Below are 15,376 nucleotides of genomic sequence, written 5' to 3'. Positions count from 1 at the left end.
CGCGCTTCTGAATCCAAACTATTTCCAGTACGACGTGATGCCGGAACTGCAGGAACTGCAGGCGCTGGGCGTCACCGCAGTCTCCGTCCACATCAACTTCCCCATTCTCTACGAGCCTTACTACGGGAACCAGCAGACATTCCAGAGCTACGTCAGCTTCTATCAGCAACTCGCCCAGCAGATCCACTCGATGGGGATGAAGATGACCGCCGAGACTACCGTTGCCACGGCCGAACCCGGCACCAGTGGCGCGACGTTTCAAACCTACTATCTAGGTCTTACCTGGAACGAATATATCGCCGGACGCGCCCAAAACGCAGTCAACGTCGCACAGTTGATTCAGCCCGATTACATGTCGGTGATCACGGAGCCTGACTCGGAATCGCAGAATGCCTCGCAGCCGAACGCCGGTACTCCCAGCGGCAGTTTGCAGGAGCTACAAACCATACTGGCGGCGATGCAAGCCGCGAACGTTACCAACGTTCCCGTCGGAGCGGGCGCGGGTACCTGGATCAACTCGTTCACGACGTACATACAGAATGACATCTCCACGTCCGTCTCTTACATCGACACTCACATGTACTCCGTATCCAATTCGTTTCCGGAAAACGCCCTCACCGCAGCTTCGATGGCTCAGGCCGCGGGTTTACCCATTGCGATGAGCGAAACATGGTGCAAGAAGATTTCCGCGGCTCAACTCGCTTCGGTGCAGGACGCCCTGAATAACCCAGCCATTGACGCCTTAGACACCATGAGTTTTTGGGAACCGCTCGATCAGCAGTATCTTCAGTCCGTCGTGAACATGGCTCAGGCGGGACAGTTCCTGTTTGTGTCGCCGTTTTGGACCACGTTATATTACGCTTCCCTGGGCTATGCGACCTATGGATCGCAAAGCCCGACCGCCGTGCTCGAAGCATCCTATAGCGCTTCAATCAATGCGCGGTCGCTCGGCGCTTTCACCACCCTAGGGACGGCCTGGGAAACGATGATTCTTCCTTCGCCCGATACTACCGCCCCGCAGGTACTGAGCGCGCCTTCGATCGGGCAGTTCAGCCAGAACCTGGTCCAAGTCTTGTGGAACCCGACGACAGACAATGTCGGAGTGGCCGGGTATAACTTATTCCGTAACGGCACGCTGCTCAATACATCCAACCAGGTGAACTTTACGGACAACTCCGTTTCACCCTCTACTACTTACTCCTACAAAGTACAGGCTTTCGATGCGGCGGGTAACCTATCCCCCCTCTCAGCCCCGGCGAGCGTGACCACTTTGGCGCCGCCGGATACGACGCCGCCATCGAAGCCGACCAATGTGCAAGGGACCGCGGTAACCGATCAGGAGATTCAAGTCACCTGGTCGCCTTCTACCGACAACGTTTCCGTGGCCGGGTACCATGTCTATCGCGGTTCCAGCCGGACCTCGCTCGCGATCTTCTCTTCAGTGACGACGAACTCTTTCATTGACAATTCCGTTGCGCCCAAGACCACCTACTACTACGCTGTGGTTGCTTTCGACCCCTCATATAACTATTCGGTCCAGAGCGCCACGATCGGCGTGACTTCGCTTCCGGACACCGCGCCACCGACCGTGCCGACGAACCTGGTTGCGACCGGGACCGGCTGTCAGCAGGTCAATCTGAGCTGGGGCGCTTCGACGGATAACATCTACCTGGCGGGTTACATGGTATATCGAGGCAAAACACCGAGTTCGATGATTACCGTGGGGAACACGACTTCCACATCGTTTGTCGACACTTCGGCTGGCCTCGCTGCGGGAACAACTTACTACTACGCTGTCGCTGCGTACGACGAAGCGATGAACTATTCGGCACAGACCGCACTAGCGACCGCCGCGACGCTCCCCGACACTCAGCCGCCAACGGTTCCTCAGAAACTGGTTGTCACGGCGAAATCCGGAACGCAGATCAATCTCACATGGTCGGCTTCGACGGACAACGTCGCCGTTTACGACTACCGCATTTACAGGGGAACAACCGCTCAGTCACTCAGTCTGATCGGCGGCAGCGGTACCACCTCGTACTCCGACTCGCAAAGTCTAAAGGCGAATCAGACCTACTACTACGCCGTGTCAGCCCTTGACGCCAGCGGGAACGCGTCGGCCCAAAGCGCGGTGGTAAGTGTGATCAATCCGTAAAGCGGCCGAGGGGCGGCCGACCCGCCCTTCTACGCGGTTCGGGTTCACCAATAATTCGGCGTTCCACTTGCTTCCCGCGTTCGGCACCGGTTTCGGTGCTGAGGGCGGGAAGCAATTTCATTTTGGCTCTCCCACTCCGGTTCCAGTCGCTGAACAGCGATTTCCGCTCCCGCTAACGGCCATCGGACAGCCGGCACAAGCGCGGATGGCTACCGAAGTCAGCCACCGGCATCCGGCGGGACGCCTGAGCTTTCCGAGGTCCGCAGGTCTCCATCACCAACCCAACCGATTTCAGCCGCATGTCTTACATTCATTTACCGGCCTGTTCGAATTTAGCCAGGGACTAGCCTCTGTTACAGTTGCGCTAACCGCCGGATCTCGCGAAGTTTTGGTCCGAACGGTTTGGCTGCCACCGTTTACCGCAGATTCCCAATTCAGGGTAACTTTCATAATTTCGTGCTTGACAGGACGGGAAAAACGGGGCATTCTGTGTAAGCGCCTGACATACGAAAGTGTTCCTCCCGTAAGACATGGGCCGGGACACTCAGTGCGGTAGCTCTGTCCGGGCGATTCCGAGGGAATCTAAAAATGCAATTGACGCATCCGGGCGCGGAGGCTTCGGACTCGCGCGTTCAAAGTCATACAAACGCCGCTGCAGAGTGGTTTGCTGTCCGAGTTCAGGCCGGCTTCGAACGCCGGGTTGCGGTTTTGCTCCAGGAGAAGGGCTACGAATCATACGTGCCGACGTTCCAATTCCGGCGCAAATGGTCCGACAGGGTGAAAGAGAGCGCGATTCCGTTATTTCCGGGATACCTCTTCTGCGAATTCGAATCCGTTAAACGCCTGCCGATTTTGATGACGCCGCGAGTGTACGGGATCGCGGGCGTGGGAAAGCAACCGATTCCGATCTCCGCGTCGGAGATGGCGATGGTCCGTTCCGTCGTCAGTGAGGGCGTGCGGGTTGCGCCTTGCCCTTACCTCACGGCAGGCCAGCCCGTGATGATCGAGCATGGGCCGCTGGCGGGAGTCCGCGGGTTCCTGGTCGACGCGAAAAATGAATTGCGCGTGGTCGTGTCGATCCACTTACTGCAACGTTCGATATCGACTCAGGTCGAGCGGGATTGCGTGCGGCCGTTAGGGGCGGAAACCGCGCGCGTGGTTCAGCGGGGCTAGGCGCACAGAGCGGCGACGGGTACGACGGCACATGGCGAGACAGCGCACTAGAGAACGGATCGTGTCTTTCCGCGTGTCCGAGGACGAGTACCGAATTCTGGCTGACTTTCGCCGGACGCACGGGTTCAGCAGTACCACGGTGGCGGTTCGCGCGGCGCTGGAGCGCTTCATGCAAGATCCGCTAAGCCACGTCATTCTCGAACGCATCAATGAGGCTTTATCACTCCTACAACAGCTGAAGGCAACGACGGACCAATTGGCGGAAATGAAGTGGACCCACGGGGAAAGCGGTCCCCGACAAGCATGACAAGCATGACAAGCCGGGTTCGGCACTTGGGGGTGCTGTTGCTGGCGGTGCTAATCGTTGTGATCGCGTTTTCATCCTCATCGCTCGCGGCGCGCTGGCTCGACGACGGGGTGTGCAACGCGTTCACGCTGTTTTTCGGGACGGGCATCGCGGGCGATTCGCCCGTGTATCAGGGCACGCATTTCGTAATCGAGAAAGGCTCGCACCTGGCGATGTACTTCGGCTTCGGTTTCATACTGTCCATCGCGTGGCCGGGCGCATCGAAGCGGAAATTTTTATGGATTTGCCTGACGGGCCTGGCGATGGGTATCGCCAGCGAGTTACTCCAGTTCCTGTTTCCGGGCCGCGACCCGGCGCTGCGGGATGTGGCGATTAACTTGGCCGGAACGGTATTGGGCGCGATGGCTGCGCGGCGGTACGGGGGCCGATGCCGATGGGAACGCGCTGAGCGCGTCGAGGTTCTGAACTCATGAGTAAAGGTTTCGTCGATAGTCTGATGCCGGCGCTTTCGGTACGGTCCGTCGTGTTCGCAATCTGGAAGCAGCGCATGTTAGTCGCGATGCTGTGGGTAGCGGGTGCGGTCGTGAGCGTGGTAATCGTCAGCCGGCTCCCTTCCGTTTATCACGCGGAGGCCGTCATCCTGGTGGAGTCGCAGAAAATTCCAGAAAATTTTGTCATGGCGACGGTGCAGACGGCGCTGGAATCGCGGTTGGACGGTCTCAAGCAGCAGGTGCTCGGAAAGGACAAGATGTGGAGCCTGATCGAAGAGCTCGACCTGTATCCGAAGGAGCGGCGGTCGCGAACTCGTGAAGAGGTTCTGGCTATGATGCAGCGGGATATCTCGATCAAGCTCGAACGGAACTGGAGCGCCACACGCCCCGGGGCTTTCCGCATCTCGTTTGAGACCGAGAACCTGCACGCGGCGGCCGAAGTCGCGAACCGGGTTGGAAACTTCTTCATCAACGAGAACTTGCGGGAGCGGGCGCAAGAGGCCTCCGGGACTTCGGAATTTCTGAGTCATCAGCTGGAAGACGCCAAGAAGAAGCTGCTGGAACAGGAAGTCCGGCTACGCGAGTTCAAAGACGCGTACAACGGGGAACTGCCCGAGCAGGAAGCGGGATTGCTGGCGACCATGGGTCAGGGCAAAGCGGAGCTGCTGGGCATTCAGGAGTCGGTCGCCCGCGCCGAGCAAAACAAGCTGATGCTGCAGAGTTCGCTCGCCACCACGGAAGACAGCGTGACCGCGATCGAGCGTTCGATCCGGCGCCGCCACGAACGCGCCGCGTCGTCCGGCGGCGCCGCGTTTCCCACCGCGGAGCCTCTCTCGGAACTCGACCGGAAGCGGGCGGAGCTGGCGGCGATGCAACTGCGCTATACGGATCGGCACCCCGCGGTTCGGCGGCTGAAGGCGGAGATCGCGCAGATCGAGAAAGAAGACGGAAGCAAGCCGGCCGTGCACGTGGGTGAGAACGCTTCGAGCAAAGCTGGTGCGGCCGCCGACGCCAACGCGGATCTCGACGCCGATCCTCTCACCGATCCCTCGCGTGAAAACATGCTGACGCTGGAGAAGCAGAAAGCAGCCACACTGCGGGGTCAGATTGCGGTCACCGATCGCGAAATCAGCGACCTGGACCAACGCCGGCAAAGCGTGGTCCGCGAGCTTGGCGGGAGCGAGAGCCACATCCAGCGGATCCCGATCCGCGAGCAACAACTGGCCGAGATCACCCGCGACTACGACACATCGAAGGCCAACTACCATTCGCTGTTCGACAAAAAGCTGGCCGCCGATACGGCGACGGAAATGGAACTCCGCGAAAAGGCCGAACGGTTCGTGATGCTCGATGCGGCGCAGGTGCCGGAGAAACCGATTCGGCCGAAGCGGGTGCTGCTGGGCGCCGCGGGCGTCAGCCTTTCGCTTTTGCTGGCGCTGCTGGCGGCGTTTGTCCGGGAGTTGAAGCGCAACGCGTTTCTGGGTGAGTGGGAGTTGCCGCCGGGAACTGTGGTGCTCGGCACGGTGCCTGAGATGACGACGGCGATTCCCAGCGCGGCCGCAGCGTGTTGCCTGGCGCTTGGCTTACTGCTTGGGCAGCCTCTACACGCGCAGCAATTCCACGGTCCGAATGTTCCTGTTGAGAAGAGCGCGACTGAACGGGTTGCGACGCAAACGGAAGTTGCGGCGGGCAGGGTTCAGTATCGCATCGGTGAAGGCGACATTCTCGGCGTCGAGGTTTATAAAGAGCCGGATGCGTCGACCGCTTCGGTTCCCGTGCGGTTGGACGGGAAGATCACGGTCGCGCTACTGGGCGAAATGGCGGTCACCGGCTTGACGCCGCGCGAGCTGGAACAGCGCCTAACCGCGGGCTATGCCGAGATTTTGCGGGACCCGCATGTGACCGTGACGGTGAAAGAGATTCACAGCCAGAAGGTCTACCTTGTCGGTGAAGTTAAGAAGGAAGGGCCAATCCGTCTGGAGGCGCCCATCACCGTCTTGCAGGCGCTGGCCGAAGCGGGCGGCGTGACGGTGTTTGCGAAGCGCAAGAAGATGTATGTGCTGCGGACCGAAAACGACCAGCGGCTGATTCTTCCGTTCAATTACGACGAGGTTGTGCGTGGAAAGAATATCGGCCAGAACGTGATTCTCGAACCGGGCGACACGATCGTCGTTCCCCATTAGGGTCCCCATTAGCAGTCCGCGTTCAGCGCGTTACTGGAGATAAGCATGATCAAGCAAGCATCGGCTCGCGTCGTTGCGGTCGCGGGCATTTTGGCTGCGTTTGCGGCGCGGGCTGCGGCGCAATCCGCGGATTCGGATCCGACCATCATCGCTCCAGTAGTGCGAAGCGGACTGAAAATCGACGACGTTTCCACCTACGCGGGCGGGTACTCGTTCGGTTCGCCCTCCGTCTCGTCGTTGGGTTCGGCGGCGGGCGGTGAAGGTTCGGGACCGCTGGCCGTGGGCGGCATTTCGACCGGTCTGGCGTGGGACCAGATCGGGCAAGTAACCAGTTTCACGGTGCATTATCGCGTGGACTACAACGGCAATCCGCGTGAATCGCAGGCCAACGGATTCGACAACATTGTCGACATCGGATGGCGTTGGACGCCGAGTGAGCGGTGGACGGTATTGGTGGATGCGTCCGCCGATTCGGAGGTCTTCGGCGGATTTTTGTTTAGCCGCCCGTCCGCGATGGACGCGACAGAAAATCTGGACGCGGCTACCACTTTCACGAGCGCGGCCGCAACGGCAAGCGGGGCCGCGATGGATAGTTCGCCGCTGGCGTACGCGTTATATGGAGCGAAACGGCGGGATCTGACGGCGGCGATAACGCTGGCCTACATGCAATCCGCGCGCCTGACGTGGAAGGTCGGCGCCAATATGCGGAAGAGTCTTCCAGTCGAAGTGAACGGCGCGGAGGCTGACGAGGGGGCGACGCTTCCTCCGGTGACGGACGATCAGGTAGTGGGAGGACTCGAATACATTCTGACTCCGCGCGATACGCTTGGCGCGGACGCCGCGTTCGTGACTTCGTACTCCGGCTACGCGCGAACCGATATGGTCACGGGTAATTTCAGCGCGGAACATCTGATCGCGCGCGATTGGTTTGTGCGCGGAGAAGCGGGGGCGGGCGAGTTAACGGAGCTGTTAGGCGGAACGGGATGGACGAACCGACGCGTTTATCGCGAGGCTGCCGGCATCGGATGGAAGCGCGCCAAGGACACCTTGACACTTTCCGAGCGCCGCGATGCCGGCGATCAACATGGGTTCGGCGCATCCAGCAGCCTGGGCTTCGATGTAGCGGAGATTTATCACGCGCCGGCGTCTCCGTGGCTGGTGGAAGCGAGCGCCGGTTACGAAAGGCTGGTTGGAGGCGTGTTCAGCAGCCTTTCGGGATGGCTGGCGCAGGTGACGCTGCACCGGCAACTTGCGCCGCGTTTGCGCTGGAGCATGCAGGCCATCTATGGAAGCGCCGCGATCTCGCCTTCGGTCACGTCATCGACGGAGAGCCTGGTGGCAACGGCACGCCGCGGAGTGCGGATGAGCCTGGATTTTACACCCGACCCGCGGTTGAAACGCTAGCGGACCTTGTCATAACCGCTCCGTCGCCGTCGCGGCTCCGTAACTTACTTACTTAGATCAAAATTTCGACAAACGATATGTATGCGCCCAACGTGCTGAAGATCAATCCGGTTGAAAAGACCGCCCGTAATGGAGTCTCGCTGGGGAGCCGTAGAACGATCTCGCTGCGCGTGGCCGAGGACCAGCCGCTGCTGGCGAAGGAAGAGGACCACCGGTCAGCAGAGTGCTATCGGGCGTTGCGCACGCGCATCCTGCATCATCCGAAACGGCCGAAAACGATCATCGTGTCGAGCCCCGGCGTGGGTGACGGCAAGACGTTGACTACGTTGAATCTGGCCGGCATGCTGGCGTTGAAAACCGAAACTCGCGTGTTGATTGTGGACGCCGATCTGCGCCGGCCCGCGGTCCACAGTCGTCTCGGCATCGCAGACACTCCGGGCTTGGCGGAAGTGCTGGAAGGATCATGCCGGCTCGACGAGGCAATGGTAACCGTTGCCGAACGGCCGAATTTCTCGATTCTACCGGCCGGGCGTCCCTCGACGAATCCGGCAGAGTTGTTCGACTCGCCATCGTGGCGCGCTCTGATGGCGGAATTGCGCAATGAATTCTCGTATGTCCTTCTGGACTCGCCGCCGGTGGGCATCGTCACCGATTTCGATCTGATCGCGCGCGATACCGACGGAGTGCTGATGGTGCTGCGGCAGAACCATACGGCGCGCAGCCTGTGCCTCGACGCGCTGGCCCATGTGAAGGAGCGGCTGCTCGGCTGCGTGGTGAATAACTCCATCGATTGGTTCCTGTGGCGCACGTCAACGCCGGACTACTACTACTATCAAGGCAACCGGCCGGAATCGCGGGCCCCGAAATCGAAAGCCAGGCGAGGCGGCGCATGAGAAACAGGTGGGCGGCGGACGCTTTCGTGCAAATGTGGCGGATCGCGGCCTGGCTGCGCACGGAGTTGCTGTGTTGGACCGGTTGCTTCTGGTGGGCGAAGTTCAGGCTGCGGCGCGAAGGCGCCGTGGTCGTGCTGATGCTGCACCGCGTTTTGACGCGCGAGGAGTATGAGAAGACGGGCAGTGAGCCGGACATTATTCTCGGCGTGGAGACCTTCCGGAACCTGGTGCGCTATGCGAAACGCACCTGTGAGATCGCTGCGCTGGAGACTCCGGCCAAGGCGAACGACGCGGGAAGCCAAACCGCGCGGGCCAGCCGAACGCGGCCGATGATTGCAATCACGCTCGACGATGGATGGCACGATAATTACACGTCGGTGCTGCCGGTGGTGGTTGCCGAGGGCATCCCGGTGACCATCTTCGTTTGTCCGGGGCTGATCGGATGCGACTTGCCGTTCTGGCCGGAACAGATTGCGAAAGCGATGAAAAAGAAAGCTCCCGAGCTGAGGCAATCCGAGTTGACGGCACTCGTCGAACAACTCAAGGATTTCGAGCCGCAGCGCCGCGATCTTCTGATCGGAGCCCTGTCACGGCAGAATGGCGCGCCGTCCTGTCGCGAAGTGAAGGAAATCGATCGAACGCTTTCATGGGAGGAAATCCTGGAGATGAGCAAGGCGGGGGTCCGGTTTGGATCGCATAGCTGCTCGCACCAGATCCTTCCGCAGTTACCGCTGGACGAGGTGCAACATGAGATCCGGGATTCGAAACAGGCTTTGGATATGGTCCTGAACAGCGAATGCAAGGTATTTGCTTATCCGAATGGGAATTATTCGAAGACCGCCAGGCGGATATTGGCCGAAGCCGGGTACCAGGCCGCGGTGACGACGGAATGCGGCGCCTGGACGCGCGACCGGGATCCGTTCGCCATTCCACGCGTGAACATTTCAGATAGTTCGGTGACCGGGTTGAGCGGTCGATTCTCCGGCGCAATGTTCGACTACACAGTGTTCTGGAGAGCATACCGGAGGCTGGGCTCGCGGCGCAAAATGGCGGCAGCGTGGCGCAGCGTCACGCCCTGAGGGTCAACCCATGACCGTCTTTCAACTGGTGAGCAGCCAGGGTTTCTACGGAATGGAAAGCATGATGTTGACGCTGGCCCGGGGGCTGGATGCGTTGGGAGTCCGTTCCGTGGTCGGGGTGTTTGAAGATGGGCGCCAGGCTCACACCGAGGTCGGGGATATGGCGCGGAGTCATGGGCTGCCGGTGGAGATCATTCGCTGTAATGGACGTCTCGATGTTGGCGCGGCCGCCCGGCTCCGAGCGGCGCTCGACCGCTATCAGGCGACCGTGCTGCACACTCATGGATATAAGGCGGATACATATGGATACGCGGCCACGCTATTCGGGCCGGTGGTGCGGGTAGCGACCAGCCACAATTGGCCGAGCCGGGAACGCAGCATGCGAGCCTACGCCGTGTTCGATCGCCTGGTGTTGCGACAATTCGGAGGCGTCGCGATCGTGTCGGAGCGGGTGCGGGAACGGCTGGAGCGGGCGGGCGTCGCGCCGGCGCGTATCCATACGATATGGAATGGCGTGGACACGGAGGCCTTTCGTGCAGCGAATCCGACTCTTTGGGAAGGCAAGACGAGGCCGCGGCGCGTGGTGGGCTGCGTTGGCAGACTTTCCGCGGAAAAGGGCGGGGAAGTGTTCCTGAAAGCGGCGCAGCTAGTGAAGGCGAGTGAGCCCGACGTCCAATTCGTGTGGGTCGGCGAAGGTCCGTGCCGGCGGGAGTGGGAGCAAGCGGCAGACCGGTTAGGCGTCGCGGCGGATGTGTGGTTTGCCGGGACGCGCACCGATATGCCGGGAGTCTACGCGTCACTCGATATGCTTGTGCTGCCTTCGCTCGAAGAAGCTATGCCGATGTGCCTGCTGGAAGCCATGGCCGCAGCGCGGCCGGTGGTTGCGACCCGGGTAGGAGCGGTTCCTCGGTTGATCGAAAACGGGCGTACGGGATTGCTGGTCGATCCGAACGAACCCGGACCGCTGGCGGACGCGATATTGCGTCTCCTGAGAGACCCGGAATGGGCGCAGTCGCTGGCTCGAAAAGGCGCGGAGCATGTCGGCCGGCAGTTCTCGGCCGAAGCGCTGGCCACGCGATATTCCGAGCTTTACCGGTTGGCGATTGAAGCGCGCGGGCGGACCAGCGGCGTCGCGGACGCGGGGACATCCTATGCAAACTGAACCTGTACTGCTTGCGTCCATCGTGGTTGCCTGCCGGAATGAGCGCACGCATATTGCTTCGTTTCTCGATTCCCTGTTGGCGCAGGATTTGGAAGAGGGTACGTGGGAAGCGATCATCGCGGACGGCGAAAGCGAGGATGGGACTCGCGAAATCATCCAAGAATATGGCCGCCGTTTTCCGGCAGTGCGACTGGTCGACAATCCGGGGCGGTTTGCGTCGTCCGGGTTGAACGCCGCCATCCGCGCGGCCCGAGGAGACGTGATTCTGCGCATGGATGCGCACACGGTTTATGCTGCCGCCTACTGTCGGCGGTGCATCGAGACGCTGGCCAGGACCGGCGCCGCAAATGTGGGCGGGCCGGCCCGCACGCGCGCGGTGGGTACGCGCGCTCGAGCGGTCGCCGCGGCTTACCACTCCAGGTTCTCGACGGGCGGTGCCAGGTTTCACGATCCCGATTACGAAGGCTGGGTAGACACGCTTCCCTACGGGTGCTGGCGCAAAGCGACGCTCGTAGCGCTTGGGGGGTTCGACGAATCGCTGGTGCGCAATCAGGACGATGAGCTGAATCTGCGGACGATCCGCGCGGGCGGGCATTTGTGGCAAACCCCCGAGATCGAATCGTGGTACTACCCGCGATCCACGCTGCGGCAATTGTTCCGGCAGTATTTTCAGTACGGGTTTTGGAAGGTTGCGGTGATTCGGAAACACCGGCTGCCGGCGTCGTGGCGGCATCTGGTTCCGGTTGTATTTGTGGCTGGGCAGGCGCTGTTGCTGGCGGCCCTCGCGGTCACGGCAATCGCTGGGTCGCGCGAGCAGTTTCGTGCGGTGTGCTTCGTTTCACTAGGCGCGTTGAGCGCGTACGCGACTGCGAATCTCCTGGCGTCGATCCTTACCGCGCGCCGTTATGGATGGGCGACGCTGCCGCATCTTCCCGCCGTTTTTGCCGCGTACCACTACTCCTATGGGCTTGGATTCGCCGCGGGACTGCGGTGGTTGATCGCTCCTCCAAGCGGGTCCGCGCCGGAGTCTTTGTTCTCTAGCGTGACTAGATAGACCGATAGCTTCGCTTTCCCATGCGCAGATTTCTGGACGTCGCCATCGCTGTTACGGCGCTCATCGTGCTTTCTCCCGTATTAGTCGGGACGGCACTCGCGATTGTGATCGCTTCCCGGACCAATCCGTTTTATGCGGGCCGCAGAATCGGCATCGCGGGCCATGAGTTTCGGATGTGGAAGTTCCGGACCATGGTGCCGGGGGCGGATCGCGGCAGTTCGATTACCGGAAAGCGCGATGCGCGCGTGACGCCGCTTGGGCGAGTCTTACGCAAGACCAAGCTTGATGAACTGCCGCAACTCTTCAACTTACTCATGGGTGACATGACGCTGGTCGGACCGCGTCCGGAGGCGCCCGATATGGTTGCCCGGTATACGCCCGAACAGCGACGCGTTCTGATGGTGAAACCGGGAGTTACCGGGATATCGCAAGTTTCGGCGATCGATGAATCGGACACGATTCCGGACGGCGTTGATCCGAGGCAATATTACATCGAACACATTCTGGATCGGAAGGTTGCGGCGGATCTGGCCTATCTTAGATCGCGCACGGCGCGGAGCGATGCACGCGTGATTTTGGCCACGGCCGGGCTTGTGTGGCAGGCACTTGGCGGGCCGCGATTTCGCTCCCGGAGAGACTTACCCGCCTACGTTAGGGCAAAGGGCTTCATAAACGAATGAACACACCGCTTCGCGTACCGTACCACCGGCCGAGCATCGGCCCCGAAGAGATTGAATCGGTTATCGAGACGCTCCGCTCGGGCTGGCTAACTACCGGCATAAGGACGGCGCAGTTCGAGAAAGAGTTCCGAGAGTACGTGAACGCGCCTTATGCGCAAGCGGTTAACTCGTGTACTTCAGGACTGCATCTTGTTCTTGCGGCACTCGGCATCGGCCCGGGCGATGAGGTAATTACAACGCCGCTTACCTTCTGCGCGACGGTCAACGTGATTCTGCATGTAGGCGCGACTCCGGTACTGGCGGATGTTCGCAGCGACGGCAACGTCGATCCCGAATCCATCGCAAGGCGTATCACACCGCGAACGCGCGCGATTATCCCGGTACACCTGGCGGGCTTGCCTTGCGATCTAGAAGCGATCGGCTTACTCGCTGAAGAACACGGCTTATATGTTATCGAGGATTGCGCCCACGCCATCGGCGCGCAATATGGCGGGCGGCCGATCGGCTGCGGAATCGCTCCTTGCAGTACAGCCGCCGTCTTCAGCTTTTATGCGACTAAGAATCTGACTACCGGCGAAGGCGGAATGATCACGACCGGCGACGAGCACTTAGCGGCGAAGCTAAAAACCCTTTGTCTGCACGGCATAAGTAAGAACGCCTGGAATCGCTACTCGGATCGCGGGAGCTGGTTTTACGAGGTGCTTGAGCCGGGGTTTAAGTATAACCTGACCGACATTCAGTCGTCGCTCGGGTTGCATCAGCTGCGCAAGCTGGATGGATTCACGGAACGCCGCCGTGAGATTGCCGCGGCTTACGGCAAACTTCTGGCGGGCTGCGAGGAGCTGGAGTTACCGCCCGACCGTAACGATGTGCGGCACGCCTGGCATCTTTATACAGTTCGACTTAACTTGGATCAACTAACCATAGACCGGGCCGAGTTTCTTGCCATGCTTCAGGAAGCCGGGATTGGAACCAGTGTCCACTTCATTCCCATTCCGCTCCATCCGGCGTACGCGGCATGGGCAACACGGCCGGAAAACGCGTGTCCGGCAGCGATGGCGTTGTACCCGCGATTGATGTCCTTGCCTTTGTTTCCGGCAATGACCGATGAGCAGGTCGAATATGTGGCTAAGACGGTTAAGCATTTAACTCAAGAACACTGCACGATGCGCTGCCTGGCCGCGGCGCAAGTATAACTTCGGCTTCGATTCCGATTCGCTCCTCCAAGGGGAACACCAATGAAAGAACCAAAGACGCTCGCGCGGACGCGCGGTATTGCGCTTCGCGTTACCGCGGACTTCGTGCTCGTACAAGCGGCTATGTTCATCGCGCTTACCGTGGCCGGGGTTTATTCGCAGGTCGCGGGAGGGTATTCGCCGCGAGAATATCTAAACGCGCTTCGTTCGTATCACTTATTAGTCTTCACGCCTTTGTCACTGGTATTTCCGCTGTTCTATAGCCTGGGCGGCCTTTACACGAGGGCACGATCATGGACGTCGCCATCGCGTTTGTGGCGCGGCGCGGTGTGCGCAGCGCTAAGCGCGGGCGTGGTGCTGCTGGCCGGGCGACTGGTTCCGGGTTCCCCCGGGCTGCCGCGATCGGCGGCGCTCGTCTTCGCACTACTGGTGATTGTTGCGGCGCCCGGAGTACGCCTGGTTAAGGATACTTTGTTCGAAGAAGATTCTAGGAGCGGATCCGGTCCCGAAACCGTGTTAGTCGTGGGTGGCGCGGGGTATATCGGGTCCATTCTGGTTCGTAAGCTGTTGCAGCGCAAGTACAGGGTTCGCGTTCTCGACAATCTGATCTACGGCGATTCGGCGATCAGGGACGTGCTCGGTCATCCGCGGCTCGAGTTCCAGAAAGGTGACTGCCGCAACATCAAGGACGTTGTGAAAGCCATGGCCGGCGTGCGATCGGTTGTGCATCTGGCCGCAATCGTGGGTGATCCGGCCTGTGATCAGGACCACCAGACAGCGCGCGAAATCAACTATGCCGCGACCCGGATGATGATCGAAGTCGCCAAGGGTGAAAAGGTCGGGCGCTTCGTTTTCGCTTCCAGTTGCAGTGTTTACGGCGCGTCCGATGAAGTGATGACCGAGATTTCAGAGCCGTGCCCGATTTCACTCTACGCGGCGACGAAGGTGGATTCGGAGGAGGCGCTGCTAGCGGCGGAGTCCGAAACATTCCACCCGACCATACTAAGGTTCGCCACCATCTTCGGCCTGTCGCCGCGGCCGCGATTCGATCTGGTGGTTAACTTACTGACTGCCAAAGCGCGTCAGGAGGGATTGATTACTATCTTCAACGGCGAACAGTGGCGGCCATTTCTACACGTCCACGACGCGGCGGAAGCTATCGCGAGGGTGCTCGGGGCGCCAGTTGAGTTGGTTGGCGGCGAGATCTATAACATAGGCGACCAGCGATTAAACTACACACTAACGAACATTTCCGAACTGATTCGTACCGTGTTTCCGCGGACCCGGGTCGAACATATGGAGAACACGGATCGCAGATCCTACCGCGTGTCGTTCGATAAGGTTCACAGTCAACTCGGATTCGAATGCTCGCGCGACGTGAAAGCGGGAATTCTGGAATTGAAGCAGGCGTTTGATGAAGGCGCTATTGTCGACTACAAGCACCCTCTATATAGCAATGTGAAGTATCTGGAGAAGCACGGAACTCCGCGACACAATGACGAGACGGGCGCGCAGGTAATGGCGGCGCTCGCAAACAAGCCGTCCAGTAGCAGGGCTGCCGCCGCGGTCGCATGATCCGAATCTCAGTCATCATCCCGG

13 protein-coding genes are annotated in these 15,376 nt (G+C 60.3%); all 13 read left to right on the top strand.

Annotation, left to right across the window (positions count from 1 at the left end; genetic code table 11):
* A partial coding sequence (locus H1Y01_RS03450) for a fibronectin type III domain-containing protein (RefSeq protein ID WP_367399760.1) occupies positions 1-2,155 on the top strand: 2,155 nt, incomplete at its 5' end.
* 588 nt (positions 2,156-2,743) lie between these two features.
* Entirely contained in the window at positions 2,744-3,328 is a 585-nt protein-coding gene (gene nusG / locus H1Y01_RS03445; protein WP_180538809.1) for a transcription termination/antitermination protein NusG, read from the top strand.
* A 61-nt stretch (positions 3,329-3,389) separates the two neighbouring features.
* On the top strand, positions 3,390-3,635 hold the full coding sequence (locus tag H1Y01_RS03440; RefSeq protein WP_180538807.1) for a hypothetical protein: 246 nt from the start codon (positions 3,390-3,392) through the stop codon (positions 3,633-3,635).
* A 5-nt stretch (positions 3,636-3,640) separates the two neighbouring features.
* On the top strand, positions 3,641-4,108 hold the full coding sequence (locus tag H1Y01_RS03435) for a VanZ family protein (protein WP_180538805.1): 468 nt from the start codon (positions 3,641-3,643) through the stop codon (positions 4,106-4,108).
* Complete coding sequence (locus H1Y01_RS03430) at positions 4,105-6,309, top strand: polysaccharide biosynthesis/export family protein (RefSeq protein ID WP_180538803.1); 2,205 nt, start codon at positions 4,105-4,107, stop codon at positions 6,307-6,309. The genes H1Y01_RS03435 and H1Y01_RS03430 overlap by 4 nt, the downstream gene beginning before the upstream one ends.
* 45 nt (positions 6,310-6,354) lie before the next feature.
* Positions 6,355-7,713, top strand: a complete 1,359-nt coding sequence (locus H1Y01_RS03425) for a hypothetical protein (protein ID WP_180538801.1) — start codon at positions 6,355-6,357, stop codon at positions 7,711-7,713.
* A 77-nt stretch (positions 7,714-7,790) separates the two neighbouring features.
* On the top strand, positions 7,791-8,606 hold the full coding sequence (locus H1Y01_RS03420; RefSeq protein WP_180538800.1) for a CpsD/CapB family tyrosine-protein kinase: 816 nt from the start codon (positions 7,791-7,793) through the stop codon (positions 8,604-8,606).
* Positions 8,603-9,685 (top strand): polysaccharide deacetylase family protein, encoded by a 1,083-nt coding sequence (locus tag H1Y01_RS03415; protein WP_180538798.1) that lies wholly within the window; start codon positions 8,603-8,605, stop codon positions 9,683-9,685. Before H1Y01_RS03420 ends, H1Y01_RS03415 begins: the two co-directional genes overlap by 4 nt.
* Positions 9,686-9,695: 10 nt before the next feature.
* A complete protein-coding gene (locus tag H1Y01_RS03410) occupies positions 9,696-10,847 on the top strand; it encodes a glycosyltransferase (RefSeq protein WP_180538796.1) in 1,152 nt (383 codons plus the stop codon).
* Complete coding sequence (locus tag H1Y01_RS03405; protein ID WP_180538794.1) at positions 10,837-11,901, top strand: glycosyltransferase family 2 protein; 1,065 nt, start codon at positions 10,837-10,839, stop codon at positions 11,899-11,901. Before H1Y01_RS03410 ends, H1Y01_RS03405 begins: the two co-directional genes overlap by 11 nt.
* 20 nt (positions 11,902-11,921) lie before the next feature.
* Positions 11,922-12,581 (top strand): sugar transferase, encoded by a 660-nt coding sequence (locus tag H1Y01_RS03400; protein ID WP_180538792.1) that lies wholly within the window; start codon positions 11,922-11,924, stop codon positions 12,579-12,581.
* A complete protein-coding gene (locus H1Y01_RS03395; protein WP_180538790.1) occupies positions 12,578-13,777 on the top strand; it encodes a DegT/DnrJ/EryC1/StrS family aminotransferase in 1,200 nt (399 codons plus the stop codon). The genes H1Y01_RS03400 and H1Y01_RS03395 overlap by 4 nt, the downstream gene beginning before the upstream one ends.
* A 42-nt stretch (positions 13,778-13,819) precedes the next feature.
* Positions 13,820-15,352, top strand: coding sequence for an NAD-dependent epimerase/dehydratase family protein (locus H1Y01_RS03390; RefSeq protein WP_180538788.1), 1,533 nt, complete (start codon positions 13,820-13,822; stop codon positions 15,350-15,352).
* Positions 15,353-15,376 lie beyond the last annotated feature (24 nt).

The sequence above is a fragment of the Nevskia soli genome (assembly GCF_903970205.1).
Taxonomy (GTDB): domain Bacteria; phylum Acidobacteriota; class Terriglobia; order Bryobacterales; family Bryobacteraceae; genus Bog-113.
The sequence above is the reverse complement of the archived record's forward strand: the minus strand, read 5'-3'. Positions and strand labels throughout refer to the sequence as shown.